General features: G+C 70.2%; 20 protein-coding genes and 1 tRNA gene. 6 read left to right on the top strand and 15 right to left on the bottom strand.

Translation table 11 applies throughout. The annotated features are described in order from the left end of the window. Positions 1–165 precede the first annotated feature (165 nt). The 4 genes from LDO11_RS05885 to mutS all read left to right on the top strand — a co-directional run bounded on the left by LDO11_RS05885 (position 166) and on the right by mutS (position 11,656). Positions 166–3,402, top strand: a complete 3,237-nt coding sequence (locus LDO11_RS05885; protein ID WP_232140724.1) for an alpha-1,4-glucan--maltose-1-phosphate maltosyltransferase — start codon at positions 166–168, stop codon at positions 3,400–3,402. Beyond that, positions 3,399–6,716 carry a maltose alpha-D-glucosyltransferase gene (treS, locus tag LDO11_RS05890; RefSeq protein ID WP_232140725.1) on the top strand — a complete coding sequence of 1,106 codons (3,318 nt, stop codon included), beginning with the start codon at positions 3,399–3,401 and terminating at the stop codon, positions 6,714–6,716. The genes LDO11_RS05885 and treS overlap by 4 nt, the downstream gene beginning before the upstream one ends. Continuing rightward, a complete protein-coding gene (gene glgB, locus LDO11_RS05895; RefSeq protein ID WP_232140726.1) occupies positions 6,709–8,949 on the top strand; it encodes a 1,4-alpha-glucan branching protein GlgB in 2,241 nt (746 codons plus the stop codon). The genes treS and glgB overlap by 8 nt, the downstream gene beginning before the upstream one ends. Positions 8,950–9,097: 148 nt before the next feature. Then, complete coding sequence (gene mutS / locus LDO11_RS05900; protein WP_232140905.1) at positions 9,098–11,656, top strand: DNA mismatch repair protein MutS; 2,559 nt, start codon at positions 9,098–9,100, stop codon at positions 11,654–11,656. A 216-nt stretch (positions 11,657–11,872) separates the two neighbouring features. Here the strand turns inward: mutS and LDO11_RS05905 are convergent, their stop codons facing one another. The 9 genes from LDO11_RS05905 to ffh all read right to left on the bottom strand — a co-directional run bounded on the left by LDO11_RS05905 (position 11,873) and on the right by ffh (position 17,865). Continuing rightward, positions 11,873–12,301 (bottom strand): hypothetical protein, encoded by a 429-nt coding sequence (locus tag LDO11_RS05905; protein ID WP_206733369.1) that lies wholly within the window; start codon positions 12,299–12,301, stop codon positions 11,873–11,875. Between the two features lie 155 nt (positions 12,302–12,456). Then, positions 12,457–12,882 (bottom strand): RNA-binding S4 domain-containing protein, encoded by a 426-nt coding sequence (locus LDO11_RS05910; protein WP_232140727.1) that lies wholly within the window; start codon positions 12,880–12,882, stop codon positions 12,457–12,459. Positions 12,883–12,912: 30 nt separating this feature from the next. Then, on the bottom strand, positions 12,913–13,185 hold the full coding sequence (locus LDO11_RS05915) for a hypothetical protein (RefSeq protein WP_232140728.1): 273 nt from the start codon (positions 13,183–13,185) through the stop codon (positions 12,913–12,915). 117 nt (positions 13,186–13,302) lie between these two features. Next, the gene (gene rplS, locus LDO11_RS05920) at positions 13,303–13,776 is read right to left on the bottom strand and encodes a 50S ribosomal protein L19 (RefSeq protein ID WP_129135470.1); all 474 of its coding nucleotides are present in this window, start codon (positions 13,774–13,776) and stop codon (positions 13,303–13,305) included. A gap of 111 nt (positions 13,777–13,887) precedes the next feature. After that, a complete protein-coding gene (gene trmD / locus LDO11_RS05925) occupies positions 13,888–14,664 on the bottom strand; it encodes a tRNA (guanosine(37)-N1)-methyltransferase TrmD (protein ID WP_232140729.1) in 777 nt (258 codons plus the stop codon). A 107-nt stretch (positions 14,665–14,771) separates the two neighbouring features. Further along, positions 14,772–15,287, bottom strand: a complete 516-nt coding sequence (gene rimM, locus LDO11_RS05930; protein ID WP_232140730.1) for a ribosome maturation factor RimM — start codon at positions 15,285–15,287, stop codon at positions 14,772–14,774. Between the two features lie 43 nt (positions 15,288–15,330). After that, positions 15,331–15,591 carry a 30S ribosomal protein S16 gene (rpsP, locus tag LDO11_RS05935; RefSeq protein WP_129135467.1) on the bottom strand — a complete coding sequence of 87 codons (261 nt, stop codon included), beginning with the start codon at positions 15,589–15,591 and terminating at the stop codon, positions 15,331–15,333. Positions 15,592–15,641: 50 nt separating this feature from the next. Further along, entirely contained in the window at positions 15,642–16,454 is an 813-nt protein-coding gene (locus LDO11_RS05940; protein WP_232140731.1) for an aminotransferase class IV, read from the bottom strand. Between the two features lie 43 nt (positions 16,455–16,497). Next, a complete protein-coding gene (ffh, locus tag LDO11_RS05945) occupies positions 16,498–17,865 on the bottom strand; it encodes a signal recognition particle protein (protein ID WP_232140732.1) in 1,368 nt (455 codons plus the stop codon). Positions 17,866–17,981: 116 nt separating this feature from the next. Here ffh and LDO11_RS05950 point away from each other — a divergent pair, with 116 nt between their 5' ends. Then, positions 17,982–18,773 (top strand): cytochrome C assembly family protein, encoded by a 792-nt coding sequence (locus LDO11_RS05950; RefSeq protein WP_232140733.1) that lies wholly within the window; start codon positions 17,982–17,984, stop codon positions 18,771–18,773. A 14-nt stretch (positions 18,774–18,787) separates the two neighbouring features. Here LDO11_RS05950 and radA read toward each other — a convergent pair whose 3' ends face one another. Beyond that, a complete protein-coding gene (gene radA / locus LDO11_RS05955; protein WP_232140734.1) occupies positions 18,788–20,197 on the bottom strand; it encodes a DNA repair protein RadA in 1,410 nt (469 codons plus the stop codon). 134 nt (positions 20,198–20,331) lie between these two features. Here radA and LDO11_RS05960 point away from each other — a divergent pair, with 134 nt between their 5' ends. Next, entirely contained in the window at positions 20,332–21,021 is a 690-nt protein-coding gene (locus LDO11_RS05960) for a hypothetical protein (protein ID WP_232140735.1), read from the top strand. A gap of 15 nt (positions 21,022–21,036) precedes the next feature. Here LDO11_RS05960 and LDO11_RS05965 read toward each other — a convergent pair whose 3' ends face one another. From LDO11_RS05965 to ileS, 5 genes are all read right to left on the bottom strand, one after another. Then, positions 21,037–21,354 (bottom strand): hypothetical protein, encoded by a 318-nt coding sequence (locus LDO11_RS05965; protein WP_232140736.1) that lies wholly within the window; start codon positions 21,352–21,354, stop codon positions 21,037–21,039. A gap of 137 nt (positions 21,355–21,491) precedes the next feature. After that, positions 21,492–21,567 (bottom strand) — tRNA-Thr (locus LDO11_RS05970). A 44-nt stretch (positions 21,568–21,611) separates the two neighbouring features. Beyond that, a complete protein-coding gene (ispH, locus tag LDO11_RS05975) occupies positions 21,612–22,562 on the bottom strand; it encodes a 4-hydroxy-3-methylbut-2-enyl diphosphate reductase (RefSeq protein ID WP_232140737.1) in 951 nt (316 codons plus the stop codon). A gap of 102 nt (positions 22,563–22,664) precedes the next feature. Further along, complete coding sequence (lspA, locus tag LDO11_RS05980) at positions 22,665–23,165, bottom strand: signal peptidase II (RefSeq protein ID WP_232140738.1); 501 nt, start codon at positions 23,163–23,165, stop codon at positions 22,665–22,667. Positions 23,166–23,250: 85 nt separating this feature from the next. Continuing rightward, the gene (gene ileS, locus LDO11_RS05985; protein WP_232140906.1) at positions 23,251–26,061 is read right to left on the bottom strand and encodes an isoleucine--tRNA ligase; all 2,811 of its coding nucleotides are present in this window, start codon (positions 26,059–26,061) and stop codon (positions 23,251–23,253) included. Positions 26,062–26,105 lie beyond the last annotated feature (44 nt).

Genomic DNA, 26,105 nt, shown 5'->3' on the forward strand with positions numbered 1-26,105 from the left:
GGCACTGTACGCGTAACGCAATGCCGACAAAAGGCCGCCGCGGCCGCGGCACTGACGTGGGCAACGGCCAGCGGCGGGGCGGACGACTGCGCCGCGTTGACGCCGGCTGTAGTCGAGTGGGCCCACGCGCCGGCTGTTGTCCTCCGCCCCCTCCACGGATTCCCCATGAGTCGTGTCCATCCTATTCGCGCCTGCTACCTCCCTCCGTCGCAGCTGAGCCCGCTGGCCGGCATGGCCGCGGTCTTCGAGCGATGCGCCGCACTCGGCTTTTCCCACGCCGTGATTCCCTCGCCCTTCGCTGGCGGGGACGATGTCCTCGCCGCGCGGCTTGGCGATCCGTCCCGGCTCGGCGCTGCCTGGAACTGGACCGGGACGGCGCGCGAAGGACTCGCGCGGCTGGCTGCCGATGCCCGCAAGGCGGGGCTCGAACTGGTCATCGACCTGCGGCTCGACGAGGTGGAGGCGACGTCGCCCCTGGTCGCCGCGCATCCGGACTGCTTCCGGCCGCGGCGCAGCAGCGACGGGCCGCCGCCGGACCCACGCCAGGCGCCGACGGCACCAAGCGCTGCGGTCGCCCGCTTCCGCAGCCACCCCGCCGCCCTCACGGACTGGTGGTGCGGCACGCTTGCCGACTGGCGCGATGCGGGCGTCGCCGGGTTCCGCTGCCTGTGGGCGCAGCGCGTCCCGGCACAGGCCTGGCGCGACCTGATCGCCGCGCTCGCCGGCGACCGCGGACCGGAGTTCTGGCTGTGGACCCCGGGCCTGGCCCCGGCCGAGCTCGACGCCCTCGCCGGCTGCGGCTTCACCGCCGGCTTTTCGTCCCTGACGTGGTGGGATTTCCGCTCGACCTGGTATGTGGAGGAGGACGCGCGCCTGGGCCGCCTGCCCACGGTGATCCCGGTCGTCGACGACCCGCTCCAGCTGGCGGCCACCACCCCCGCCACCCGGGCACGCGCACTGGCCTTCGCGGCGCAGAGCGGCGACAGCCTCTTCGCTGTCCTGCCTGACGCCGCCGATATGCAGGCCGACGCGGCCCTGCGCGAGGCGAACGACCTGCTGGCCGATCGCGACGGCGCAGAGGCCGGGCGACGGCGCACCCTGCGGCCGGTGCTGGGCAGCAGCACCTCCGCCGCCGCGGCCTGGCTGGTCGAACCGATGGCCGCCGCGGGACCGGGGCCGGCGCCCGGCACGCGCCTGCTCCTGGTCAACACCGATGCCGAGCACGTGGCGATGGTCGACACGCGCGCGCTGTTGCGCAACACCGCCTGCGGCGGCAGCTTCGAGGCATGCCGCCCGGCGGGCGCACCGCGCATCGAACCGGACTGCGGCCTTGCCCTCGAACCGGCCGAAGTCCGCAGCTACGCGATCACGCCCAACCCGCCGGTGCAGCGCGCCCGCCAGCCCGTGGACAAGGGTGCTGCCGGCCCCCGGGTGGCGGTGGAATCGGTGACGCCGACGCTGGACGGCGGCCGTTTCCCGGTCAAACGCATCGTCGGCGACCAGGTCACGGTCCAGGCCGACATCCTCTGTGACGGGCATGACCGTGTCGCCGCGGCGGTGCTGTGGCGGCTCGCTGGACAGCGACAGTGGCGCCGCGAGCCGATGCGGCACCTGGGCAACGACCGCTGGTGCGGCGGGTTCACCCTCGATCGCATCGGCCGCTACGAGTTCACCGTCGAGGCCTGGCGCGACGAGTTCGCGACCGCTCGGATGGACCTCGAGAAGCGCCTCGCAGCCGGCAACCTCACCGCCGTCGACCTCGACGAGGTCGTCCAGCTGGTGCGTGCCACCGCCGAGGCCGCCGGAGATACCGCGCTGCGCGACATCGCCGCAGCGCTGGAGGCGAGCGGGGATGCCCAGGCGCGCAGCGCGATCCTGCTGGCGCCGGACACCGCGAAGGCGATGGCGCGCTGCGACCGCAAGCCTTTCCTCAATCGCTGCACGACGGCATTCGCTGTCGACTCGGAACGCCTGGGCGCCGGCTTCTCCAGCTGGTACGAGCTGTTCCCGCGCTCGATGGGCGTTGCGGGCGCGGATGGCCTGCAGCCGCACGGCACCTTCGACGACGTGATTGCACGCCTGCCGGCGATCCGCGCGATGGGCTTCGACGTGCTGTACATGCCGCCGATCCATCCGATCGGGCGGCGCAACCGCAAGGGCCGCAACAACTCCGTCACCGCCGAGCCCGGCGAACCCGGCAGCCCCTATGCCATCGGCGCCGACGAGGGTGGCCACGACGCGGTGCATCCGGAGCTTGGCACGCTGGACGACTTCCGCCGGCTGGTGGCCGCAGCGGCCGCGGAAGGCCTCGAAGTCGCGCTCGACTTCGCGATCCAGTGCTCGCCCGACCACCCCTGGCTGCGCGAGCACCCGGACTGGTTCGCCTGGCGCGCCGACGGCAGCATCCGCTATGCGGAGAACCCGCCGAAGAAGTACGAGGACATCGTCAACGTCGACTTCTACGCCAGCGGCTCGATCCCCGGCCTGTGGCAGGCGCTGCGCGACGTGGTGGCGTTCTGGGTGAACGAGGGCGTGCGCCTGTTCCGCGTCGACAACCCGCACACCAAGCCGTTCCCGTTCTGGGAATGGATGATCGGCGACATCCGCGCCACCCACCCGGACGTGGTGTTCCTGTCGGAGGCCTTTACCCGGCCGAAGCTGATGTACCGGCTGGCCAAGGTCGGCTATTCCCAGTCCTACACCTACTTCACCTGGCGCAACACCAAGGCCGAGCTGATCGAATACATGACCGAACTGGCCGACGGCCCGCCGGCGGATTTCTTCCGGCCGCACTTCTTCGTCAACACCCCCGACATCAACCCGGTGTTCCTGCACCACTCCGGCCGCGCCGGGCACCTGATCCGTGCCGCGCTGGCGACCACCCTGTCGGGATTGTGGGGCATGTACAGCGGCTTCGAGCTCTGCGAGGCGACGCCGCTCAAGCCCGGCAAGGAGGAGTACCTGGATTCCGAGAAGTACCAGCTGCGCCAATGGGACTGGGACCGCCCCGGCAACATCGTGGCCGAGATCACCCGGCTCAACCTGCTGCGCCGCCTCAACCCGGCGCTGCAGACGCACCTTGGGATCACGTTCTACAACGCCTTCAACGACAACATCCTCTACTTCGGCAAGCGCCGCAGCGCGCGCGACGACATGGTGCTGGTCGCGATCAACCTCGACCCGTACAACGCCCACGAAGCGGACTTCGAGCTGCCGCTGTGGGAGTGGGGCCTGCCGGACCACGCGTCCGTACACGTCGAAGACCTCTGGCGCGGCACGCGCAGCACCTGGCACGGCAAGCACCAGCACCTGCGCCTCGACCCCGCCGACCTGCCGTTCGCGATCTGGCGAGTAGGCCCCGGCCCCATCAACGACGGCCACGCGCCGGAGGCAGCACCATGAGCGCCACCGAAATCACCACCACGGGGGGCGACGCGATCCCGCGCTCCAGCCATGTCGCCGGCGACCCGCTGTGGTTCAAGGACGCGGTGATCTACCAGCTGCACGTGAAGTCGTTCTTCGATGCCAACGACGACGGCGTGGGCGACTTCGCGGGGCTGATGCAGAAGCTGGACTACATCGCCGGGCTGGGCGTCAACACCCTGTGGCTGCTGCCGTTCTACCCATCACCGCGACGCGATGACGGCTACGACATCGCCGAGTACTGCGGCGTGCACCCGGACTACGGCGACATGGACGACGTGCGCCGCTTCTTCGACGAGGCGCACCGGCGTGGCCTGCGGATCATCACCGAGCTGGTGATCAACCACACCTCCGACCAGCACGAATGGTTCCAGCGCGCGCGCCAGGCGCCGAAAGGCTCGCCGGAACGCGGGTTCTACGTGTGGTCGGACAGCGACCATGCGCTGGCCGGCACCCGCATCATCTTCTGCGACACCGAGAAATCGAACTGGACCTGGGACCCGGTGGCCGGCCAGTACTACTGGCACCGCTTCTATTCGCACCAGCCCGACCTCAACTTCGACAACCCGGAGGTGCTCGAGGCAGTGCTGCGGGTGATGCGCTTCTGGCTCGACCTCGGCGTGGACGGCCTGCGCCTGGACGCGGTGCCGTACCTGATCGAGCGCGAAGGCACCAGCAACGAGAACCTGCCGGAGACCCACGCGATCCTGAAGAAGATCCGCGCCGAGGTCGACGCGCACTACCCCGACCGCCTGCTGCTGGCCGAAGCCAACATGTGGCCGGAGGACACCCAGCAGTACTTCGGCGACGGCGACGAATGCCACATGGCGTTCCACTTCCCGCTGATGCCGCGCATGTACATGGCGATCGCGCGCGAGGACCGCTTTCCGATCAGCGACATCCTGCGCCAGACCCCGGCCATCCCGGACAACTGCCAGTGGGCGATCTTCCTGCGCAACCACGACGAGCTCACGCTGGAGATGGTCACCGACAGCGAGCGCGACTACCTGTGGCAGACCTACGCCGCCGACCAGCGCGCGCGCATCAACCTCGGCATCCGCCGCCGGCTTGCACCGCTGCTCGAGCGCGACCGCCGCCGCATCGAGCTGATGAACTCGCTGCTGCTGACCATGCCCGGGACGCCGGTGTTGTACTACGGCGACGAGATCGGCATGGGCGACAACATCCACCTCGGCGACCGCGACGGCGTGCGCACGCCGATGCAGTGGTCGATCGACCGCAACGGCGGGTTCTCGCGCGCCGATCCCGCGCGGCTGGTGCTGCCGCCGCTGATGGATCCGCTGTACGGCTTCCAGACCATCAACGTCGAGTCCCAGCAGCGCGACCTGCATTCCCTGCTCAACTGGACCCGGCGCATGCTGGAGGTGCGCAACCGCTACCGCGCCTTCGGCCGCGGCACGCTCACCTTCCTCTACCCGGGCAACCGCAAGATCCTGGCCTACCTGCGCGAATTCGAGGACGAGCTGGTGCTGTGCGTGGCCAACCTGTCACGCACGCTGCAGGCGGTGGAACTCGACCTGACGATGTACGACGGCCGCATCCCGGTGGAGATCGTCGGCGGCACCTCGTTCCCGCCGATCGGCCACGAGTTCTCCTACCTCCTCACCCTGCCCGCCTACGGCTTCTATGCCTTCCAGCTGGTCACCGACGGCGCCATGCCGGACTGGCACGTCCCGCCGGTACAGGCGATGCCCGAGTTCGAGACCCTGGTGCTGCGCGGCACGCTGGCCGAGGAAGGGCTGGAACGCCCGCGCGAACTGCTCGAGCGCAAGGTGCTGCCGGTGTACCTGTGCAACCGGCGCTGGTTCGCCGCCAAGGACCAGGGCATCGACGCGGTGCGCATCGCCTACAGCCTGCCGCTGGCGGGTGCCGACGGCGACCTGCTCATGTCGGAGGTGGATGTTGCCCTTGGTCCGGACGGCAGCCGCCACGAGCGCTACCTGCTTCCGCTCGGCATCGCCTGGGAGGCCGAGGACCTGCCCGCGCTGCCGCAGCAGCTCGCGCTGACGCGGGTGCGGCGCGGACGCAACGTCGGCTTCCTCACCGACGCCTTCGCCGCGCCCACGCTGGCCAGCGCGGTGGTGACGGCTATGAAGGCAGGTACCCGCCTGCAGACGCCCGACGGCGAGATCCGCTTCGAGGCCACCGACTGGATGGCCCGCATCGGCATGGACGGCGAGCAGCCGGTGCGCTGGCTGTCGGCCGAGCAGTCCAACAGCTCGCTGGTCATCGGCAACACCGCGGTGCTGAAACTGGTGCGCCGGATCACCCCGGGCATCAACCCCGAGACCGAGATGGGCCGGCACCTCACCACCCTGGGCTACGGCAACATCGCGCCGCTGCTGGGCGAGGTCGTGCGCGTGGACGACCAAGGCGTGCCGTCGACGCTGATGGTGCTGCAGGGCTTCCTGCAGAACCAGGGCGACGCCTGGCGCTGGACGCTCGAATATCTGCACCGCACCTTCGACGAGTTCCGCCTGACCCCGCCCGACGAGGACCGGCACGAGGAACTGCTGTGCGGCTACGACGCCTTCGCCACGGCGGTCGGGCGCCGGCTGGGCGAGCTGCACCAGGCGCTGGCGCTGCCGAGCGATGACCCGGCGTTCGCGCCGGAGGACGCCGGTGACGCGCAGATCACCGACTGGGTCGAGAGTGCTCGCACCCAGCTGGAGCGCGCGTTCAGGGCGCTGGGCGGCGTGGAATCACCCTCGCCGGCCCAGCAGCACCTGATGTCGCTGCGCCCGCGCCTGGAACCGCTGTTGCGACGCCTCGCGAGTGCCGCGCCCTGTGCGCTGCTCACCCGCGTGCATGGCGATTTCCACCTCGGCCAGATCCTCGTCGTGCAGGACGATGCCTACCTGATCGACTTCGAGGGCGAGCCTGCGCGACCACCGGAGGAACGGCGCGCCAGGAGCAGCCCCCTGCGTGACGTGGCCGGCTTCCTGCGCTCGCTCGACTATGCAGCGGCCATGCTGGAGCGCGGCGAGGAGGGTGTCGCGCCCGCGGTCGACGAACGCTCGGCGGAGTTCCTGGCCGCCTTCCGCCAGCGCTCCGGCGGGCACTTCCGTGCCGCCTACCTCAAGGTGCTGCAGGAGACCGCCAGGCCGTGGGCGCAGCCCGACGCGGTGGGCCCGCTGCTGGCGCTGTTCCTGATCGAGAAGGGCGCCTACGAGATCGCCTACGAGGCCGCCAACCGCCCCGCGTGGATCGACGTGCCAGTGCGCGGCCTGGCCACGCTGCTCGACGAACTGCTGGAGGATGGCCATGACTGACGCCGGCATCCCCACCCCGGGCGCGTCCGTGGACGACGACGGTCTGACGGCGGAGGCGCTGCAGGCGCTGGTCGAATCGCGCCACGGCGATCCGTTCGCGATCCTCGGCCCGCACGACGCCGGCGGCCGGCGCGTCGTGCGCGTGTGGATGCCAGGCGCGGCGGAGGTCCAGGTGCTCGCGTCCGGCGATGCCGGCGCGCAACCGGTGACGCTGCACCCGCACCCGCAGGCCCCCGGCCTGTTCGAGGCCGAGATCGCGCACACGGGCAGGTACGAGTTGTTGCTGCGCTGGCCGGATGGCAGCGAGCAGCGCACCGCCGATCCGTATGCGTTCGGGCCGATCCTCGGTGATCTCGACCTCCACCTCATCGCCGAAGGTCGCCATCTCCGCCTTGGCGACGCGCTCGGGTCGCACGTCGCGCGGATCGACGGCGTGGACGGCGTGCGCTTTGCCGTATGGGCACCGAATGCCGCACGCGTGGCCGTGGTCGGCGACTTCAACGGCTGGGACGGGCGGCGGCACGGTATGCGCCTGCGGCCGGACGCCGGCATCTGGGAGATCTTCATTCCCGGCGTCGGCCCCGGGGCGCGCTACAAGTACCAGCTGCTGGCGGCCGACGGCACCCTGCTGCCGCTGAAGGCGGACCCGGTCGCGCGCGCCAGCGAGGCGCCGCCGCTCACGGCGTCGGTCGTGCCTGCCGCCGATGTCTTCAGCTGGTCCGACGACGACTGGATGGCCGAGCGCGCACAGCGCGACCCCTTCGCCTCGCCGATGAGCATCTACGAGGTGCACGCGGCCTCGTGGATGCATGGCGACGATGGCGGCGCGCTCGACTGGGATGCGCTGGCCGACCGCCTGGTGCCCTACGTGGCGTCGATGGGCTTCACCCACGTCGAACTGCTGCCGATCACCGAGCACCCGTTCGGCGGCTCCTGGGGCTACCAGCCGCTCGGGCTGTTCACCCCCACCGGGCGCCACGGCGCGCCAGAGGGCTTCGCGCGCTTCGTCGACCGCTGCCACCGCGAAGGCATCGGCGTGCTGCTGGACTGGGTGCCGGCGCACTTCCCCTCCGACGCCCACGGCCTCGCCCGCTTCGACGGCACTGCGCTGTACGAGCACGCCGACCCGCGCGAGGGCTTCCACAAGGACTGGAACACGCTCATCTACAACCACGGCCGCAACGAGGTCAGCGGCTTCCTGATCGCCAGCGCGCTGGAGTGGCTGCAGCGCTACCACGTCGACGGCCTGCGCGTGGACGCGGTGGCGTCGATGCTCTACCGCGACTACAGCCGCGAGCCCGGCGAGTGGATCCCCAACGTCCACGGCGGCCGCGAGAACTACGAGAGCGTGGCCTTCCTGCGCCGCCTCAACGAGGTGGTGGCCGCGCAGTGTCCGGGCGCGCTGGTGATCGCCGAGGAATCCACCGCCTGGCCCGGCGTGAGTGCGCCGGTGTCACAGGGCGGCCTGGGTTTCAGCCACAAATGGAACATGGGGTGGATGCACGACACCCTGGCCTACATGGCCGAGGATCCGCTGTACCGGCGCTACCACCACGACAGGATGACGTTCGGGATGGTCTACGCCTATTCGGAGCGTTTCGTGCTGCCGGTCTCGCACGACGAGGTGGTGCACGGCAAGGGTTCGCTGCTGGGCAAGATGCCCGGCGACCGCTGGCAGAAGCTCGCCAACCTGCGCGCCTACCTCGCCTTCATGTGGGCGCACCCGGGCAAGAAGCTGCTGTTCATGGGCTGCGAGATCGCCCAGGACGGCGAGTGGAACCACGATGGCCAGGTCGACTGGCACCTGCTCGACGAGCCCCCGCACCGCGGCGTGCAGCAACTGGTGCGCGACCTCAACAGCCTGCACGCGTCGAGGCCCGCACTGCATGCACGCGATGCCGACCCGGGCGGCTTCGAGTGGCTCGTGGGCGACGATGCAGCCAACAGTGTCTTCGCCTTCCTGCGTCGCGGCCACGGTGACGACGTGCCGGTCCTCGTGGTGTTGAACCTGACCCCGTTGCGCCACGCCGCATACACGGTCGGCGTGCCTGCGGGCGGCTACTGGCGCGAGCTGCTCAACACCGACGCCGCCACGTACGGCGGCTCCGGTGCGGGCAACCTGGGTGGCGTGCACGCCGAGGCGCAGCCCGCGCACGGGCAGCCGTTCCGGCTGTCGGTTGCGCTGCCACCGCTGTCGGCGCTGTTCTTCGCCCCGGGCGACCGGCAGGACTGAGCGCCCCGCGCCGGCGCCGTCCGTCGGCCCCGGCGCGCGCGATACACTGGACGACGGCGCCACGCGCCTGTCTGTCCTGTTGGAACCTGTCGAGTTGAGCGAACACACCGCGCCTGCCGAGGCCGCCCCGACCCAGCACACGCCCCTGATGCGGCAGTTCTTCGCCGCCAAGGCCGAGCACCCCGACGTGCTGCTGTTCTTCCGGATGGGCGATTTCTACGAACTGTTCTATGACGACGCGCGCAAGGCCGCGCGCCTGCTCGACATCACCCTGACCCAGCGCGGCAGCTCCGGCGGCGCGCCGATCCCGATGGCCGGCGTGCCGCATCACTCGGCCGAGGGGTACCTGGCACGGCTGGTGGCGCTGGGCGAGTCGGTGGCGATCTGCGAGCAGATCGGTGATCCCGCACAGGCCAAGGGCCTGGTCGAGCGCAAGGTGGTGCGCATCGTCACTCCGGGCACGGTCACCGACGAGGCCCTGCTCGACGAGCGCCGCGACACCCTGCTGCTGGCGCTGTCGCGCGGAGGCACTTCATCCAGAGGCAGCGGCTACGGGCTGGCCTGGGCGGATCTCGCCGGTGGCCGCTTCCTGGTCAATGAGGTCGCCAACGACGACCAGCTGGAAGCCGAGCTTGCACGCCTGGACCCGGCCGAGCTGCTGGTGCCCGACGAGGACGGCTGGCCCGCGTTCCTCGCCGAACGCCGTGGCCTGCGCCGCCGAGCGCCGTGGCTGTTCGATGCCGACAGCGGGCGTCGCCAGCTGCTGCGCTTCTTCGGCCTGCATGACCTCACCGGCTTCGGCATGGAAGACCGGCCGCTGGCCACTGCCGCGGCGGGCGCGCTGCTGGGTTATGTCGAGGAGACCCAGAAGCAGCGGCTGCCGCACCTGACCTCGATCGCGGTCGAGACCAGTGACGGCGCGATCGCGATGAATGCCGCGACCCGCCGTCATCTCGAACTCTACAGCCGTGTCGACGGCGACGCGCGGCATACCCTGCTGGGCGTGCTGGACACGTCGGTGACGCCGATGGGCGGACGCCTGCTCAGGCGCTGGCTGCATCGCCCGCTGCGCGACCGCAGCGTGCTCGACCAGCGCCTGCATGCGGTCGACACCCTGATCACGCGCGGCGCCGACACCGACATCCGCGAGCGCTTCCGCGCACTGGGTGACCTGGAACGCATCCTGTCACGCATCGCGCTGCGCTCGGCGCGACCGCGCGACCTGTCCACGCTGCGCGACGGCCTTGCGATGCTCCCCGGGCTGCGCGCACTGCTGGCCACGCTCGATTCGCCACGCCTGCAGGCGCTTGCCGACTCACTCGGCGAGCACGATGCCGAGGCGCACATGCTGGGCAGTGCGGTGGTCGAGCAGCCGCCGGTCCTCGCGCGCGATGGCGGCGTGTTCGCCGACGGCTACGACGCCGAACTCGACGAGTTGCGCGCGCTGTCGGCCAATGCCGACGGTTTCCTGGTCGACCTCGAGGCGCGTGAGCGCGAGGCCAGCGGGATCCCCACGCTGAAGCTCGGCTACAACCGCGTGCACGGCTACTACATCGAGATCAGCAAGGCGCAGGCGGCGAAGGCGCCGGTGCACTACACCCGCCGGCAGACGCTGACCAATGCCGAGCGCTACATCACCGAGGAACTGAAGGCCTTCGAGGACAAGGTGCTGTCGGCGCGCGAGCGCGCACTGGCCCGCGAACGGCTGCTGTACGAGCAACTGCTGGATGCCCTCAACGCGCGCCTGGAACCGCTGCGGCAGTGCGCCGGCGCGCTCGCGGAACTCGACGTGCTGGCCTGTTTCGCCGAGCGCGCGCAGGCGCTGGACTGGTCACGCCCGGAACTCGAATCCGCGCCGTGCCTGAAGATCGAGCGCGGACGCCACCCGGTGGTGGAGGCGGTGCGCGACGAACCGTTCGAGCCCAACGACCTGGTGCTCGACCCCGACCGCCGCATGCTGGTGATCACCGGCCCGAACATGGGCGGCAAGAGCACCTACATGCGCCAGAACGCGCTGATCGTGCTGCTGGCGCATATCGGCAGCTTCGTGCCGGCGACGCGCGCGGTGATCGGCCCGATCGACCGCATCCTCACCCGCATCGGCGCCGGCGACGACCTCGCCCGCGGGCAGTCGACCTTCATGGTCGAGATGAGCGAGACCAGCTACATCCTCCACCACGCCACCGCGCAGTCGCTGGTGCTGATGGACGAGATCGGCCGCGGCACCTCCACCTACGACGGGCTGGCGCTGGCCGATGCGGTGGCGCGGCACCTGGCGGACGTCAACCGCAGCTACGTGCTGTTCGCGACCCATTATTTCGAGCTCACCACGCTGGCCGGCGAAGCCGGCAGCGGCATCGCCAACGTGCACCTGGACGCGGTCGAGCATGGCGACAGCCTGGTGTTCATGCATGCGGTCAAGGAAGGCGCCGCCAACCGCAGTTTCGGCCTGCAGGTGGCCGCGCTGGCCGGGTTGCCCAGGGCCACGTTGCAGCAGGCCAGGCGGCGACTGGCGGAACTCGAGCAGCGCAGTGGCGAGAGCCAGTCCGCGGCGATGTCGCCACCGGCGCTGGACGCGCCGCAGCAGTTCGGGCTGTTCTCGGCAGCGCCGTCCGCGGCGCTCGATGCACTGACGGCGCTGGACCCGGACGAGCTCACGCCGAAGCAGGCGCTGGAGGCACTGTACCGGCTGAAGTCATTGGTGTGACACCCGCTTGGGGCCGGGGCAGTGCTGGTGAAGCCGGACGACTTCCGGGAATGCGGCTACCACGGCTACGGCGCGTAGCCGGCTGACGCATGGGCCTTCTTCGGCGCGCGGTCGTCTGGCGCCATTGCAGAGCTGTCGCACCATTGATGTGCCATCGATCCCGGCAACCCCGGACGCTGGAGGATGCTGGAGGGACCGACGCCCTGTCGCAGCGACTTACCGGCGTGGTGGATCCACCAGCTCGCGGGCACGCGCTTCGCGTACCGCCGCCTCGCGTTCGCGCAGCAACGCCGCATCCCGGCGTGCATCGGCTTCGCGCAGCCGGGACGCCGCCAGCTCGGTCTCCCTCGCCTGCGGTGTGGCACCGAGCGTCTGCAGCCGCTGCTCGTGCTGGCGGTCGGACTCGATCACGCGGCGGCGGGTATCCAGCCGATCCTGTGCCTGCCGCACCCGCGGATCGGTCAGCGCCGGGCGCACATGGGCGGGCGGCGGCGGCGGCGTCTGCAGCCGGGTGCCCTCGACCTGGCGGGGCATCGGCTCGGGTGCACGTACCTGGGCGCCCGCTGACGACCAGGCGGTAACGCCCAGAAACAGGGTGGCTGCGACTCGGTGCAGGGCTCGGGAGGTATGGATGGACGCGGACATGTCTGCAGCCTACGCCCGTGCACATCGCCGGGGACTGAACCCGGACAGGGCGGTTCAGGGGCACTGCCATATGCGCCGGGTCGCGCACGGGACATGCCGACAGTGCGGCACGCCGCCGGCGCGGAACCCCGTGACCGACGCTGGCCACACCACGCTCAGCTGGCGTCGATATCGCCCAGCGCACGGATCAGCCGGCGCGCCCGCTTGTCGGGGCGGGTTTCCGGCGCGCTGTAGCCGGCGCGCTGTGCGCGCAGCTCGGCCAGGCGCGCCTCGCGGGCCTGGCGCGAGGCCTCGGACTCGCTGTACAGCAGCCGCGCGACGCTGGCCGGGCCGCGGGTATCCGATAGCCCCATGACCTCGATCTCGAACGCTTCCTCGCCACGCTCGATGCGCAGGGCGTCGCCCACGCGGACCGCGCGCGAAGGCTTGGGCCGTTCGCCGCCAATGGCGACCTTGCCGTTCTCCACCGCCTGGCGGGCGATGCTGCGGGTCCTGAAGAAGCGCGCCGCCCACAGCCACAGGTCCAGCCGCACGCTGGTCGGGGCATCCGCCACTGCGGGCGCGGCGCTGGCTCGGGTCATCATCTGTCACGGGCTCCAGCGGGGCGAAGGTCAGGGGTCGCTGACGGGCCGACGGAAGTCCGGGGCCGGGACGGTCTCGCGACGCGTCGACCAGGTGGCGCCGGTTTCGCAGCGACGGTGGTCCTCCATCGAGATGGAGCCATCGGCGAGGCGCTCGGCCTCGCCTGCACGCACCGCCGCACACTCGCGAAGGTCGGTGGCGCGGACGTGGCCATCGGCCAGCCGCGCGGTGTTCGCCGCGCAGGCGGCCAGCAGCAGGATGACCGGCACGGCCAGGCCCGTGCGAACGGCAGTGGGGGACATGATCCTCACCGCAGAAACCCGGCAACGATTCTATGCCCGGGGAGTGGGCGCCGCGTCATCGCCGCAAACGCAAACGGCCACCGGGAGGTGGCCGTCGTGCGCGCTTGCCGGACCGGTTTACTCGGTGGCGGCTGCAGCTGCTGCGGCTTCCGCCTTGGCAGCTTCCGCAGCCTGCGCGGCTGCGGCGAGGTCGGCGGCGGCCTTGGCATTCTTGGCCTTGGCGCCCGCGGACAGGTCTTCCCTGATGCGCGCCTTCTTGCCTTCCAGGCCACGCAGGTAGTACAGCTTGCCGGCGCGGACCTTGCCGCGGCGCTTCACTTCCAGCGATTCGATCGACGGGCTGTGCGACTGGAACACGCGCTCCACGCCGAAGCCGTGGGAGATCTTGCGCACGGTGAATGCGGAATTGAGGCCGGCGTTCTTGATGCCGATGACCACGCCCTCGTAGGCCTGCACGCGCTCGCGGTTGCCTTCCTTGACCTTGACGTTGACGACGACGGTGTCGCCGGGGCCGAATTCGGGAAGGGTGCGCTGCGCCTGGTCTTTCTCGAAGTCCTGCAGCAGGGTGTTCAGGGAGGGCTTGGTGGTCATGTTCTTGGCCTGTTGGAGTCGTTGTAGGCGTGGTGCACGTGGACGCACGCTCTGGCGGGTAAAACTAGCCGGGCATTGTAACCGGATGCGGGCGGGCGATGCCAGCGCCGCTCAGGCGTCCGGTTCACCCGCCGCGACCCGGGCACGGTACTCCGCCAGCAGGCGCCGGTCGGCAGCCGACAGCCTGGTCTCGTCCAGCAGGTCCGGTCGCCGCTCCAGGGTGCGGCCGAGAGACTGCATCCGCCGCCAGCGGGCGATGGCGGCATGGTTGCCGCCCATCAGCACCTCGGGCACGTCGCCCAGCGCATGCTGCGGCGGACGGGTGTAGTGCGGGCAGTCCAGCAGCACGCCCCCCTCGATACCCGCGTCGGGCTCGAAGCTGTCCTGGACCGCCGAGTCGGCATCATTGAGCACCCCTTCGCGCAGGCGCGCCACCGCGTCCACCAGCACCGCCGCCGGCAGTTCACCGCCAGACAGCACGTAGTCGCCAATGGAGAGTTCCTCGTCGACCTCGGCGGCGATCAGGCGCTCGTCCACGCCCTCGTAGCGGCCACACAGAAGGATCATCCGCGGCAGCGCGGCCAGTTCGCGCACCCGCGCCTGGTCGAGCAGCCTGCCCTGCGGGCTCATGTAGACCACATGCGCGGGCTGCGGATCGGCGTCGCGCGCGGCAGCGATCGCCGCACGTAGCGGATCGACCAGCATCACCATGCCCGGCCCGCCACCGAACGGGCGGTCATCGACACGGCGGTAGTTGCCCTCGGCGTAATCGCGCGGATTCCAGCCATGCATCGACAGCAGGCCGCGCTCGCGCGCACGCCCGACCACGCCGAAGCCGGCGCAGGCATCGACGAACTCGGGAAACAGGCTGATCACATCGATGCGCATGGATGGCGGGCCCGGGGCCGGATTGCAGACCGCGCACGATACCAAGGCGGTCGAAGGTGCCGCCGACGGCGCGGCTCAGGGTGCAGCCGCGCAGCGGCCACCTGCGATCAGAAGTCCGGGTCCCAGTCGACCAGGATGGTGCCGGCGTCCATGTCGATCCCGCGCACGTAGTCGGGCCGCACGAACGGCACCATGCGTTCGCGGGCATCGTCGCGTACCACCAGCACGTCGTTGGCGCCGGTGGAGAACACGAATGCCACCGTGCCGAAATCGACGCCCTCGACATTGCGCACGCGCATGCCCTCGAGGTCGACCCAGTAGAACTCGTCCGCGCTGGGCGGCGGCAGCGCGCTGCGCGGCACCCAGATCTCGGTGCCGCGCATGGCGTCGGCACCCTCGCGATCCTCGACGCCGGGCAACGTGGCGACCACGCCCTTCGGGCCGGGACGGCCACGCGCACCTTCCACTACCCGCTCGCGGCCCTGCGCATCACGCAGGGTCCAGGGCTGGTAGCGGAAGAGCTCGGTCTCGGGATCGGTGAACGATTCCACGCGCAGCTCGCCACGCACGCCGAAGGCGCCGTGGATCCTGCCCAGCAGGATGCGACGGGTGGGATCGGTCATCGTTCGTACGAAAAAGGCCGCGCCCGGGGCGCGGCCGTCAGCTTCAGGCAGCGGCCGGCTGGGCCTTGCCCGCTTCCTTGTACAGCGCACGGACCTTGTCGGTCATCTGCGCACCCTGCTTGACCCAATGGTCGACGCGGGCGGTGTCGAGCACGACACGCTGTTCGGCACCCTGTGCCACCGGGTTGTAGTAACCCACGCGCTCGATGTTGCGGCCGTCGCGGGCGCTGCGCGAGTCGGTGACGATGATGTGGTAGAACGGGCGCTTCTTGGCGCCGCCGCGGGTGAGACGGATCTTGACCATGGAGTTTCTCGGTGTTGCCCAGTCGCCAGGATGGCGCGGTAAGCCGGAAATTATAGCGAAGCCGTTCCGGCGACGGTAGGGGCCCGGCGCTCGCCCACGTCCAGCAGGTCCCAGGCGATCCGCGTGCTCGCCGCGGCGGCCAGTTCCAGCAGTGACGCGGGATCCCCCATTTCACGGCCATCGACCGACGCCAGCGGCTGCACGCCGCGCGAGTTGCAACTGATGCCGGCCAGGGCCGGCAGCTCGTCCAGCAGGACCGTGCGGGCCTGCTGGGCCACCCCGGCACGGCGGAATTCACGCTGCAGCAGCTGCTCCCGGGTTCCGCGCAGCGCCGGGCCCTGCGGCCAGATCACCGCGCTGCCATCCCAGAGCGCGAGGTTCCAGACCGAGCCTTCGCAGACGAGACCGTCCGTCGTGACGAACAGTGCATCGTCGCACCCGGCGGCCCGCGCCAGCCGGCGGTAGTGCAGCAACGGAAACGTGCCGACGTGCTTCACGTCCGGCAGTACGCGCACGTAGGCGAACGATTTCAGGCGCAGGCCGCCGGTACCGGGGTGTGCGGGCGACGCCAGCGAGACCAGCACGGTCGGATCGGGCTCGCCAGGGTGGACCGTCACCCGCAGGGTCGCATCGGCGAGTCCACTGGCCGTGATTGCGGCAGCGCAGTCGGCGCGGGCGCGCGCCGTATCCAGATCCCGCGAGAACAGTGTGCGGTGCGCGTCGGCGAGACGCTGCAGATGCAGCTCCAGCCCCTGCACCGCGCCACCACGGACCTGCATCGTGGTGAAGTGGCCATCGTTGACCAGCGCCGGAAGCGCGAGATCGGCCGCGGTGGCCGGGTGGTCGTTGCGGAAGATCAGCATGGCATCCGCCCGGTCCGGAACATGGGGCGGATGCCGCCGCGACTCAGCGGAACGGCATCCCGCCGCGCCCGCCCATCATGCCCTGCAGTCCGCGCATCATCCCCTTCATCCCGCCGCGGGCCATCTTCGACATCATCTTCTCCATCTGCTGGTACTGCTTGATCAGCTTGTTGACGTCGGAGGGATGGGTGCCGGAGCCGGCGGCGATGCGGGCGCGGCGCGAGCCGTTGAGCAGCGCCGGGTTGCGACGCTCCTTCTTGGTCATCGAGTTGATGATCGCGATCATCCGCGGCACTTCCTTGCCGGTGACCTGGTTCTTGACGGTGTCCGGGATCTGGCCCATGCCCGGCAGCTTGTCCATCAGGCCATGGATGCCGCCCATGCCCTGCATCTGCTCGAGCTGGTCGCGCATGTCGTTGAGGTCGAACTTCTTGCCCTTGGCGACCTTCTCCGCAAGCTTCTGCGCCTTGTCCTTGTCGACCTGGCTCTCGACCTGCTCGACCAGCGACAGCACATCGCCCATGTCGAGGATGCGGCTGGCGACGCGGTCCGGGTGGAAGACGTCGAGGCCGTCGGTCTTCTCGCCGGTGCCGATGAACTTGATCGGCCGCCCGGTGATGTAGCGCACCGAGAGCGCGGCACCGCCCCGGGCGTCGCCGTCGGTCTTGGTCAGCACCACGCCGGTCAGCGGCAGCGCTTCGGAGAACGCCTTGGCGGTGGTCGCGGCATCCTGGCCGGTCATGGAGTCGACGACGAACAGCGTTTCGACCGGGTTGACCGCGGCATGCAGCGCCTTGATCTCGGCCATCATCGCCTCGTCGATGGCGAGGCGGCCGGCGGTATCGACCAGCAGCACGTCGACATAGGACCGGCGGGCGTCGTCGATCGCCGCACGCACGATGTCGACCGGCTGCTGCGAGGCATCGGACGGGAAGAACGTCACCCCCACCTGGTCGGCCAGGGTCTTCAGCTGCTCGATCGCGGCCGGGCGGTAGACGTCCGCGCTGACCACCATCACCTTCTTCCTGCGCTTTTCCTTCAGCAGCTTCGCAAGCTTGCCGACCGTGGTGGTCTTGCCCGCGCCCTGCAGGCCGGCCATCAGGATCACCGCCGGCGCCGGCACGTTGAGGTTGAGCTCGGTCGCCTGCGCGCCCATCACCGTGGTGAGTTCGTCGCGCACGACCTTGATCAGCGCCTGGCCCGGGGTCAGCGACTTCAGCACTTCCTGGCCGACCGCGCGCACCTTGATGCGCTCGATCAGGGCCTGCACCACCGGCAGGGCGACGTCGGCCTCCAGCAGCGCGATGCGTACCTCGCGGGTGGCTTCGCGGATGTTCTCCTCGGTCAGCCGCCCGCGGCCGCGCAGGCGCTCCATGGTGCCGGACAGGCGCTGGGTGAGGGACTCGAACATGCAGGTTCCGCGCTTGGAAAGAAGGGGCCGCCGATTATACCCGCGACCTCCGCGACGGCCCGGAACAGCCCGGAAAACACCGTACGACGCACCGGTGCGTATGCGACACTTCCGCGATGACAATCGTTCTCATTGCGGCCCTGCTCTACCTCGTCGCAGCCGGCATGCTGGTGCGCAGGCTGGCGCGCGAAACGCCGGTGACCGGCGCGGCCTGGGCCGTGCCCGCGGTGGTCGCCGCCATTCTGCACGGCATCGCACACCTGCTCGCCTGGCGCGACCTGGGCGGCGCCGACCTGCACTTCTTCTCGGCGCTGTCGCTGGTGGGTCTCGGCATGGCCGGGGCCACGCTGCTGTTCGGGCTCCGCGGCCGCACGGCGGCATTGGGGGTGGTGGTGTTTCCGCTGGCGACGGCGTCACTTCTGGTCTATGCCCTCACCGGCCACCACGATCCGGAAGGCCTGGACTGGCGCCTGCAACTGCATGCGGGCTTCGCGCTTCTGGCCTATGCCACCCTCGCCATCGCCGCACTGCTTGCGCTGATGCTGGGGGCGCAGGAACGCGCGTTGCGGCGGCGCGAGTTCCACCGCTGGCTGCGTGCGCTGCCGCCGCTGACCGAACTGGAAACGCTGCTGTTCCGCACCATCACGGTCGGCTTCGTGCTGCTGACGGCCACCCTGCTGACCGGCGTGCTGTTCGTGCATGACTTCTTCGCCCAGCACCTGATCCACAAGTCGGTGCTGAGCGTGCTGTCGTGGCTGGTGTTCGGCGCGCTGCTGGTCGGCCGCTGGCGGTACGGCTGGCGCGGGCCGTCCGCCGTGCGCTGGACGCTGGCCGCGATGGTGTTGCTGGTGCTGGCGTTCTTCGGCAGCAAGTTCGTGCTGGAACTGGTGCTGCAACGCCCGCGCTGAGCCTGCCGCAACCGCTACAGCGCGTCGATCGCGTCGGCCAGCCGTTCGACGGCGATCACCTCGAGGCCCTTCACCGATCCCGACTTCGGCGCGTTCGCCTTCGGCACGATCGCGCGGCGGAAGCCGTGGGTGGCCGCCTCGCGCAGGCGTTCCTCGCCATTGGGCACCGGGCGGATCTCCCCCGACAGGCCGACCTCACCGAAGGCGATGGTCTTGTCCGGCAACGGCGCGTCGCGCAGGCTCGACAGCACCGCCAGCAGCACCGGCAGGTCGGCCGCGGTCTCCTGCACGCGGATGCCGCCCACCACGTTGACGAACACGTCCTGGTCGCCGACCAGCACCCCACCGTGCCGGTGCAGCACCGCCAGCAGCATCGCCAGCCGGTTGCCTTCCAGGCCGACCGCCACGCGCCGTGGATTGGACAGCGGCGAGCTGTCGACCAGCGCCTGCACCTCCACCAGCAGCGGCCGTGTGCCCTCGCGGGTCACCATCACGCAGCTGCCGGGCTGCCGGGTGCTGCCGCCCGACAGGAAGATCGCCGAAGGATTCGGCACTTCCTTCAGGCCCTTGTCGCCCATCGCGAACACGCCGAGCTCGTTGACTGCGCCGAAGCGGTTCTTGAACGCGCGCAGTACCCGGAAGCGGCTACCGCTCTCGCCCTCGAAATACAGCACCGCATCGACCATGTGCTCGAGCACGCGCGGGCCGGCGATGCCGCCTTCCTTGGTGACGTGGCCGACCAGGAACACCGCGGTGCCGGTCTCCTTGGCATAGCGCACCAGCCGTGCGGCGGACTCGCGCACCTGGCTCACCGAGCCCGGCGCTGCGGTCAGCGATTCAGTCCACAGGGTCTGCACCGAGTCGGCGACGATCAGCTTCGGCCGCATGGCCGCGGCGTGCTCGAGGATGGTTTCCACGCCGGTTTCCGCCAGCGCCTGCAGCCCGTCGAGCGGCAGGTCCAGGCGGGCTGCGCGCCCGGCCACCTGGCCCAGCGATTCCTCGCCGGTAACGTACAGCGCCGGCAGCGTCGCCGCCATCCGCGCCACCGCCTGCAACAACAGGGTGGACTTGCCGATACCCGGGTCCCCACCGACCAGCACCACCGCGCCCTCGACCAGGCCGCCCCCGAGCACGCGGTCGAGCTCGCCGATGCCTGTGGACACCCGCGCGTCCTCCATATGGCGCACATCCTTGAGCGCGGTGACCTTCGGCGCCTCGACGGCACCCGCCCAGCCGGCGCGCCGGGTCGCACCACCGCTGGCCGCCGCCTTTGCCGCAGGCTCGATCACGAACTCCGACAGGGTGTTCCATGCGCCGCAGCCGGCGCACTGGCCCTGCCACTTGCCGTGGTCGGTGCCGCACTCGGCACACACATAGGCGGTGCGCGCGCGGCCGACCTTGGCCGTGGCTGGTGCTTTCGACATTGCCGGAGGATCCGCGAAAAGGATCGACAGGGTAGCGGGCGCCCGTCGCGCAGCGCGAGACCCGCGCAGCGCGACGGTATGCGGCGGCACCCGGCCCGCTATGCTCGCGGCGAGCTCCGGACGATGGAACCCGTATGGACACAAGGGCACTGCTGTTGTCCGCGCTGCTGTCGCTCTCCGGGGCCGCGGCCGGCCGTCCGCCGCCGCATGGGCATATCGAGTTCCTGTGGGAAGCACGCGACCCCGCCATGCACATGCGACCGGTGGCACTGGGCCTGATCCTGCAGCCCGACCGCCCGCACCAGCTGTGCTGGAAATCCTCGCGGTTCCCGGAAGCCGACGTGACCGTGCGGCTGCTGGCGGAGCGCGATGGGACTACGGTGACGCTGGTGGAGGAGACGGTGGCCGCGTCTGCGCCGATCGTGCGCTGCCATCCATTCGAACCCGCGCGCCATGGCCTGTCCGCCGGCGAACACGACGTGGTGCTGAGCTATGACGGTGTCGAGGTCGCGCGTGAGCCGGTGGAGATCGCAGCCGATCTCGCCAGTGCCGGGTTCCATCGCCGCGACGCGGTGTTCGTGCAGGGCCGCACCAACTACCCGTCGGGCGTGGCGCCCGAGGATTACCGCGGACACTTCCTGTGGACATTGACCTTCGGTGCGGACGGCCGGGTGATCGACGTCGAGACGGTGGAGGTCGAGGGGATCGCCACGTCGTTGCGCGACGCCGGGAACCAGGCCGCGTGGTTGTACCGGATCGGCGCTGCCGACGATCCCGCAGCCGCGCCGGTGCGTTACCGGCTGCGCTACGACCTGTCCCCCTGAGTTGGCCCGCTCCGGTCAGGCCGCTGCTGCTGCCGCCACGGCGCCGGCACCCGGCTGCATGCGCAGTGGCGTGGGCGGCGGCGCGAGTTCACCCGGCAGCAGCAGTGCCACGAAATCCTCATCCGACAGCACGCTGTAGCCGCAGGCATCGATATCGCGGCACACGCCCCGCCAGCCCGGCAGTCGCGCCGCCTCGCCGACCTGCTGCATCCAGCCGTGCACCACCCCGCCCAGCGCCGCCATCGCGTCCTCGGGCAACGCGCTGCCCGCAGGCGCGACCACGTATCCGTCGACGTCGCGGGTGATGTAGATATCGATGCAGCTGTGGTCCATGGTGCGCCGGCCGGGGTCTGGTGGGGAGCCGGAAGTCTGGTACGCGCACTGCGTACAACCGGTGAAACGGCGATGGCTGTGCGATGACAGCGCGCCGCAAAACGACGACGCCCCGCTTGCGCGGGGCGTCTGGACCCTGGTGCCGGAAATAGGAATCGAACCTACGACCTACGCATTACGAATGCGCCGCTCTACCAACTGAGCTATTCCGGCGGGCCGCAGATTCTAGGGGCAGCGGGGGGCGCGGTCAAAGGCCCTCACTCCACCAGCTGCAGCCGCAACTCCTTGGGCAGCGCGAACACCATGTTCTCGGGTTCGCCATCGAGCTCGGCGACCGTGCCCGCGCCGAGGATGCGCAGGCGCGCGATCACGCCTTCCACCAGCACGTCGGGGGCGGAGGCACCGGCGGTCACGCCGATGCGCTGGCGGCCGGCGATCCAGGCCGGGTCGATCTCGTCGGCGCCGTCGATCAGGTAGGACTCCACGCCGTCGCGCTCGGCAAGCTCGCGCAGGCGGTTGGAATTGGAACTGTTCGGTGAACCGACCACCAGCACCAGGTCGCAGCGCCGCGCGAGGTCGCGCACCGCGTCCTGGCGATTCTGCGTGGCGTAGCAGATGTCGTCGTTCTTCGGGCCCTGCAGCGCCGGGAAGCGCGCGCGCAGCGCGGCGATCACGCTGCGGGTGTCGTCGACCGACAGCGTGGTCTGCGTGGTGTAGGCGAGGTTCTCCGGCTGCGCGACCTCCAGCCTGGCCACATCGGCCTCGTCCTCGACCAGATAGATATGGCCGTTGCCGCCTTCGCGGCTCCACTGCCCCATCGTGCCTTCGACTTCCGGATGGCCGGCATGGCCGATCAGCACCACGTCGCGGCCCGCGCGGCAGTGGCGCGCGACTTCCAGATGCACCTTGGTCACCAGCGGGCAGGTCGCATCGAACACCTTGAGGCCACGGCGGTCGGCTTCCGCACGGACCGCCTGCGACACGCCGTGGGCGCTGAAGATCACCGTGTTGCCGTCGGGCACCTCGTCGAGTTCCTCGACGAAGATCGCCCCGCGCGCGCGCAGGTCCTCGACCACGTAACGGTTGTGGACCACCTCGTGGCGCACGTAGATCGGCGCGCCCAGGGTCTCGATGGCGCGCTTGACGATCTCGATCGCACGGTCGACGCCCGCGCAGAAGCCACGGGGATTGGCGAGGATGATTTCCATGAGAAACGCATTCTAGCGGAGCCGCGCGCGGTCAGCCTGAAGCGCAGTCGCCACGCCCGCTCCCGCCCGGCACGATCGCCCCTCTCCCGTCTACCCCCGCCCCTACCGCTTCTTCCCGCTGTCCTGGAACAGCCCGAACAACGCGATCCCGATCGCGCCGCCCACCACCGCCATGTCGGCGATGTTGAACGCGGGCCAGTAATGGTCGCGCCAGTGCCACTGGATGAAATCCACCACGTGGCCGTGGATCTGGCGGTCGATCACGTTGCCGATGGCACCGCCGATGACCAGCGCGAACGGCAGCGCGGTCTTCCAGTCATGGCGCGGCGTGCGCGACAGCCAGAACGCCAGCAGGCCGCTGATGCCGATGGCGAGAGCTGTGAAGAACCACTTCTGCCAGCCGCCGGCGTCGGCGAGGAAGCTGAACGCCGCGCCGGTGTTGTAGGTGCGGTACCAGTTCCAGAAGCCCTCGATCACCGGGATCGCGGTGTACTCCGGCAGGCTGGTCAGCACCCAGTACTTGGTGAGCTGGTCGAGCGCGATCACCAGCAGCGACAGCAGCAGCCAGGCCAGGGCATCGGGTTTCGGGCGCGTGGTTGTCATCGGTGATCGTGCACTCGTGTGGTTCATCGGGCCGGCATCATGCCGCACCGGCGGGCTGCGGAACGATGCGGCGGGCGACCGGGCTTCAGAACCAGTGCCGGTCCTCGCCCTCGCCTTCGATATTGGTCACGCAGCGACCGCAGATCTGCGGATGCGTGGCGACGGCGCCGACGTCCGCGCGGTGCTGCCAGCAGCGCACGCACTTCGGCCTGGTGGTCGGCGTGGCCACGATGCGCAGCGCATCGGTGGCCTCGTCGGCGTCCACCACGGTGACGTCGCCGCTGATCAGGAAGAAGCGAAGTTCGTCGACCAGCGGGCCGACACGGTTCTGGTCGGCGACGCCGGCGCGCAGTTCGATCTCGGCCTCGAGTGCGGCACCGATCTCGCCGCTGGCGCGCATCGGCTCCAGCACCTTGGCGACCTGCTCGCGCAGCGCCAGCAGGCGCTCGAAGTCGTCCTCCGACAGCGGCGCATCGGCGGGCAGTGGTGCCAGGCCGTCGTACCAGGTGGCGAACAGCACGTGCTCCGGGCGCGGGCCCTCCGCCGTGGCCGCCGGGAGATGGCGCCACAGCTCGTCTGCGGTGAACGCCAGAATCGGTGCGATCCAGCGCACGAAACCTTCCACGATGCGGTACATCGCGCTCTGCGCGCTGCGGCGCCCGCGCGAATCCTCCGGCATCGTGTACAGCCGGTCCTTGGTGACGTCGAGATACAGCGAGCCGAGGTCGACGCTGCAGAAGTTCGACAGCGCCTGCACGACCTCCGGGAAGTCGTAGCGCTCGTAGGCGTCGACGATGCGCTCCTGCAGGCGGTACGCGCGGTGCACGATCCAGCGGTCCAGCGCGACCATGTCCTCGAGCGGACGCAGGTGCTGCGCGGGTTCGAAGCCGTTGAGGTTGCCCAGCAGGAAGCGCGCGGTATTGCGGATGCGGCGGTAGGCATCGGCGCTGCGCTTGAGGATCTCGTCGGAAACCGACATCTCGTTGCGGTAGTCGGCCGCGGCGATCCACAGCCGCAGCACGTCGGCACCCATCGCGTCGACCACCTGCTGCGGCGCGACCACGTTGCCCAGCGACTTGGACATCTTGCGGCCGTCGGCATCCACGGTGAAGCCGTGGGTCAGCACCTGCCGGTACGGAGCGACCCCATCCATCGCCACGCCCGACAGCAGCGACGACTGGAACCAGCCGCGATGCTGGTCGGAGCCTTCGAGATACAGGTCGGCCGGCTTGCGCAGGCCGTCATCGGCACGTTGCGCGAGCACGCATTCGTGGCTGACGCCGGAGTCGAACCAGACGTCGAGGATGTCGGTGACCTTGTCGTAGCGCGCGGCGTCATCGCCGAGCAGCTCGGCGGCATCCAGCGTGTACCACGCGTCCACGCCGTCGCGCTCCACGCGCGCGGCGACCTCGCGCATCAGTTCCGCGGAGCGCGGGTGCGGCTGCTGGGTCTCGCGGTCGACAAACAGGGCGATCGGCACGCCCCAGTAACGCTGCCGTGAGATCGTCCAGTCGGGCCGTCCCTCGACCATGCCGGTGATGCGCGCCTGGCCCCAGTCCGGCACCCAGCGCACGTCCTCGACGGCCTTGAGCGCATCCGCACGCAGCTGCGCCTGTTCCATCGAGATGAACCACTGCGGGGTGGCGCGGAACACCACCGGCGTCTTGTGCCGCCAGCAGTGCGGGTAGCTGTGGTTGATGTCCGCGTGCGCCAGCAGCGCGCCCCGTGCCCGCAGCGCATCGACGATCAGGGGGTTGGCCTTCCACAGGTGCACGCCGGCCAGCGCCGCGTCACCCATCGCCGGCGTGGTCGGCAGATACACGCCGCGGCCGTCGACCGGATTCAGCACGTTGGCCGGCGTGCCCTCCACCAGTCCGTAGCGCTGGGACACGGCGAAGTCCTCCTGGCCGTGGCCGGGCGCGGTATGCACCGCACCGGTGCCGTCCTCGTCGGACACGTGCTCACCCAGCAGCAGCGGGATCTCGCGGTCGGCGTAGAACGGATGGCGCAGGCGCAGGCCATCGAGCGCCGCGCCGCGCTCGCGCCCGTGCACGGTCACCGTGTCGACGCCGTAGCGCACGAGCACCTTCGCCGCCAGGGCCTCGGCCACCACCAACCACTGGCGTGCGCCGTCGCGCAGCGGGCCTTCGACCAGGACGTACTCGATATCCGCGCCAATCGAGACCGCAAGCGATGCCGGCAGCGTCCACGGCGTGGTGGTCCAGATCGGCACCGCCACCGTCGTGCCCTCCTCCAGCGCGGCACCGAAGCGGCCGGCGAGCGTGGACGCATCGATCGCCACGTAGGCGACGTCGATCGCCGGCGACTGCTTGTCCTGGTATTCGATCTCGGCCTCGGCCAGCGCCGACTGGCAGTCGAAGCACCAGTGCACCGGCTTGAAGCCGCGGGTCACGTGGCCGCGCTCGACGATCTTGGCAAGCGCGCGCAGCATGTCCGCCTCGTAGCGGAAATCCATCGTCAGGTACGGCCGGTCCCAGTCGCCGGTCACGCCGAGGCGCTTGAAGCCGGCACGCTGCAGTTCGACCTGGCTGGCGGCGTATTCGCGGCATTTCGCGCGGAACGCGGCGGCATCGAGCTTCTCGCCGACCTTGCCGTGGGTCTTCTCCACCGCATGTTCGATCGGCAGCCCGTGGCAGTCCCAGCCGGGCACATAGGGCGCATCGAAGCCGGCCAGCAGCTTCGACTTCACCACCATGTCCTTGAGCACCTTGTTCACCGCATGGCCGATGTGGATCACGCCGTTGGCATACGGCGGACCATCGTGCAGTACCCATTGCGGGCGCCCGCGCGCGGCTTCACGGATGCGCTGGTACAGCCCGTCCGCCTCCCAGCGCGCCAGCGTCTGCGGCTCACGTTTGGGCAGGTCCCCGCGCATCGGGAAGTCCGTCGCGGGCAGGTGGATGGTGGCTTTGTAGCGGT

The organism is Alterluteimonas muca (genome assembly GCF_021191595.1).
In the GTDB taxonomy this organism is placed as follows: Bacteria; Pseudomonadota; Gammaproteobacteria; order Xanthomonadales; family Xanthomonadaceae; genus Luteimonas; species Luteimonas muca.

Bases quoted from the DNA above. Each gene is read 5' to 3' on its own strand.
- LDO11_RS05940 (WP_232140731.1), bottom strand. From the start codon at position 16,454: ATGCTGATCTTCCGCAACGACCACCCGGCCACCGCGGCCGATCTCGCG.
- rimM (WP_232140730.1), bottom strand. From the start codon at position 15,287: ATGACCGATCCCACCCGTCGCATCCTGCTGGGCAGGATCCACGGCGCC.
- lspA (WP_232140738.1), bottom strand. From the start codon at position 23,165: ATGACAACCACGCGCCCGAAACCCGATGCCCTGGCCTGGCTGCTGCTG.
- mutS (WP_232140905.1), top strand. From the start codon at position 9,098: ATGCGGCAGTTCTTCGCCGCCAAGGCCGAGCACCCCGACGTGCTGCTG.
- ileS (WP_232140906.1), bottom strand. From the start codon at position 26,061: ATGCGCGGGGACCTGCCCAAACGTGAGCCGCAGACGCTGGCGCGCTGG.
- LDO11_RS05915 (WP_232140728.1), bottom strand. From the start codon at position 13,185: ATGTCCCCCACTGCCGTTCGCACGGGCCTGGCCGTGCCGGTCATCCTG.
- trmD (WP_232140729.1), bottom strand. From the start codon at position 14,664: ATGCGCATCGATGTGATCAGCCTGTTTCCCGAGTTCGTCGATGCCTGC.
- rpsP (WP_129135467.1), bottom strand. From the start codon at position 15,591: ATGGTCAAGATCCGTCTCACCCGCGGCGGCGCCAAGAAGCGCCCGTTC.
- radA (WP_232140734.1), bottom strand. From the start codon at position 20,197: ATGTCGAAAGCACCAGCCACGGCCAAGGTCGGCCGCGCGCGCACCGCC.
- LDO11_RS05950 (WP_232140733.1), top strand. From the start codon at position 17,982: ATGACAATCGTTCTCATTGCGGCCCTGCTCTACCTCGTCGCAGCCGGC.
- LDO11_RS05960 (WP_232140735.1), top strand. From the start codon at position 20,332: ATGGACACAAGGGCACTGCTGTTGTCCGCGCTGCTGTCGCTCTCCGGG.
- rplS (WP_129135470.1), bottom strand. From the start codon at position 13,776: ATGACCACCAAGCCCTCCCTGAACACCCTGCTGCAGGACTTCGAGAAA.
- LDO11_RS05910 (WP_232140727.1), bottom strand. From the start codon at position 12,882: ATGACCCGAGCCAGCGCCGCGCCCGCAGTGGCGGATGCCCCGACCAGC.
- ffh (WP_232140732.1), bottom strand. From the start codon at position 17,865: ATGTTCGAGTCCCTCACCCAGCGCCTGTCCGGCACCATGGAGCGCCTG.
- LDO11_RS05885 (WP_232140724.1), top strand. From the start codon at position 166: ATGAGTCGTGTCCATCCTATTCGCGCCTGCTACCTCCCTCCGTCGCAG.
- ispH (WP_232140737.1), bottom strand. From the start codon at position 22,562: ATGGAAATCATCCTCGCCAATCCCCGTGGCTTCTGCGCGGGCGTCGAC.
- treS (WP_232140725.1), top strand. From the start codon at position 3,399: ATGAGCGCCACCGAAATCACCACCACGGGGGGCGACGCGATCCCGCGC.
- LDO11_RS05905 (WP_206733369.1), bottom strand. From the start codon at position 12,301: ATGTCCGCGTCCATCCATACCTCCCGAGCCCTGCACCGAGTCGCAGCC.
- LDO11_RS05965 (WP_232140736.1), bottom strand. From the start codon at position 21,354: ATGGACCACAGCTGCATCGATATCTACATCACCCGCGACGTCGACGGA.
- glgB (WP_232140726.1), top strand. From the start codon at position 6,709: ATGACTGACGCCGGCATCCCCACCCCGGGCGCGTCCGTGGACGACGAC.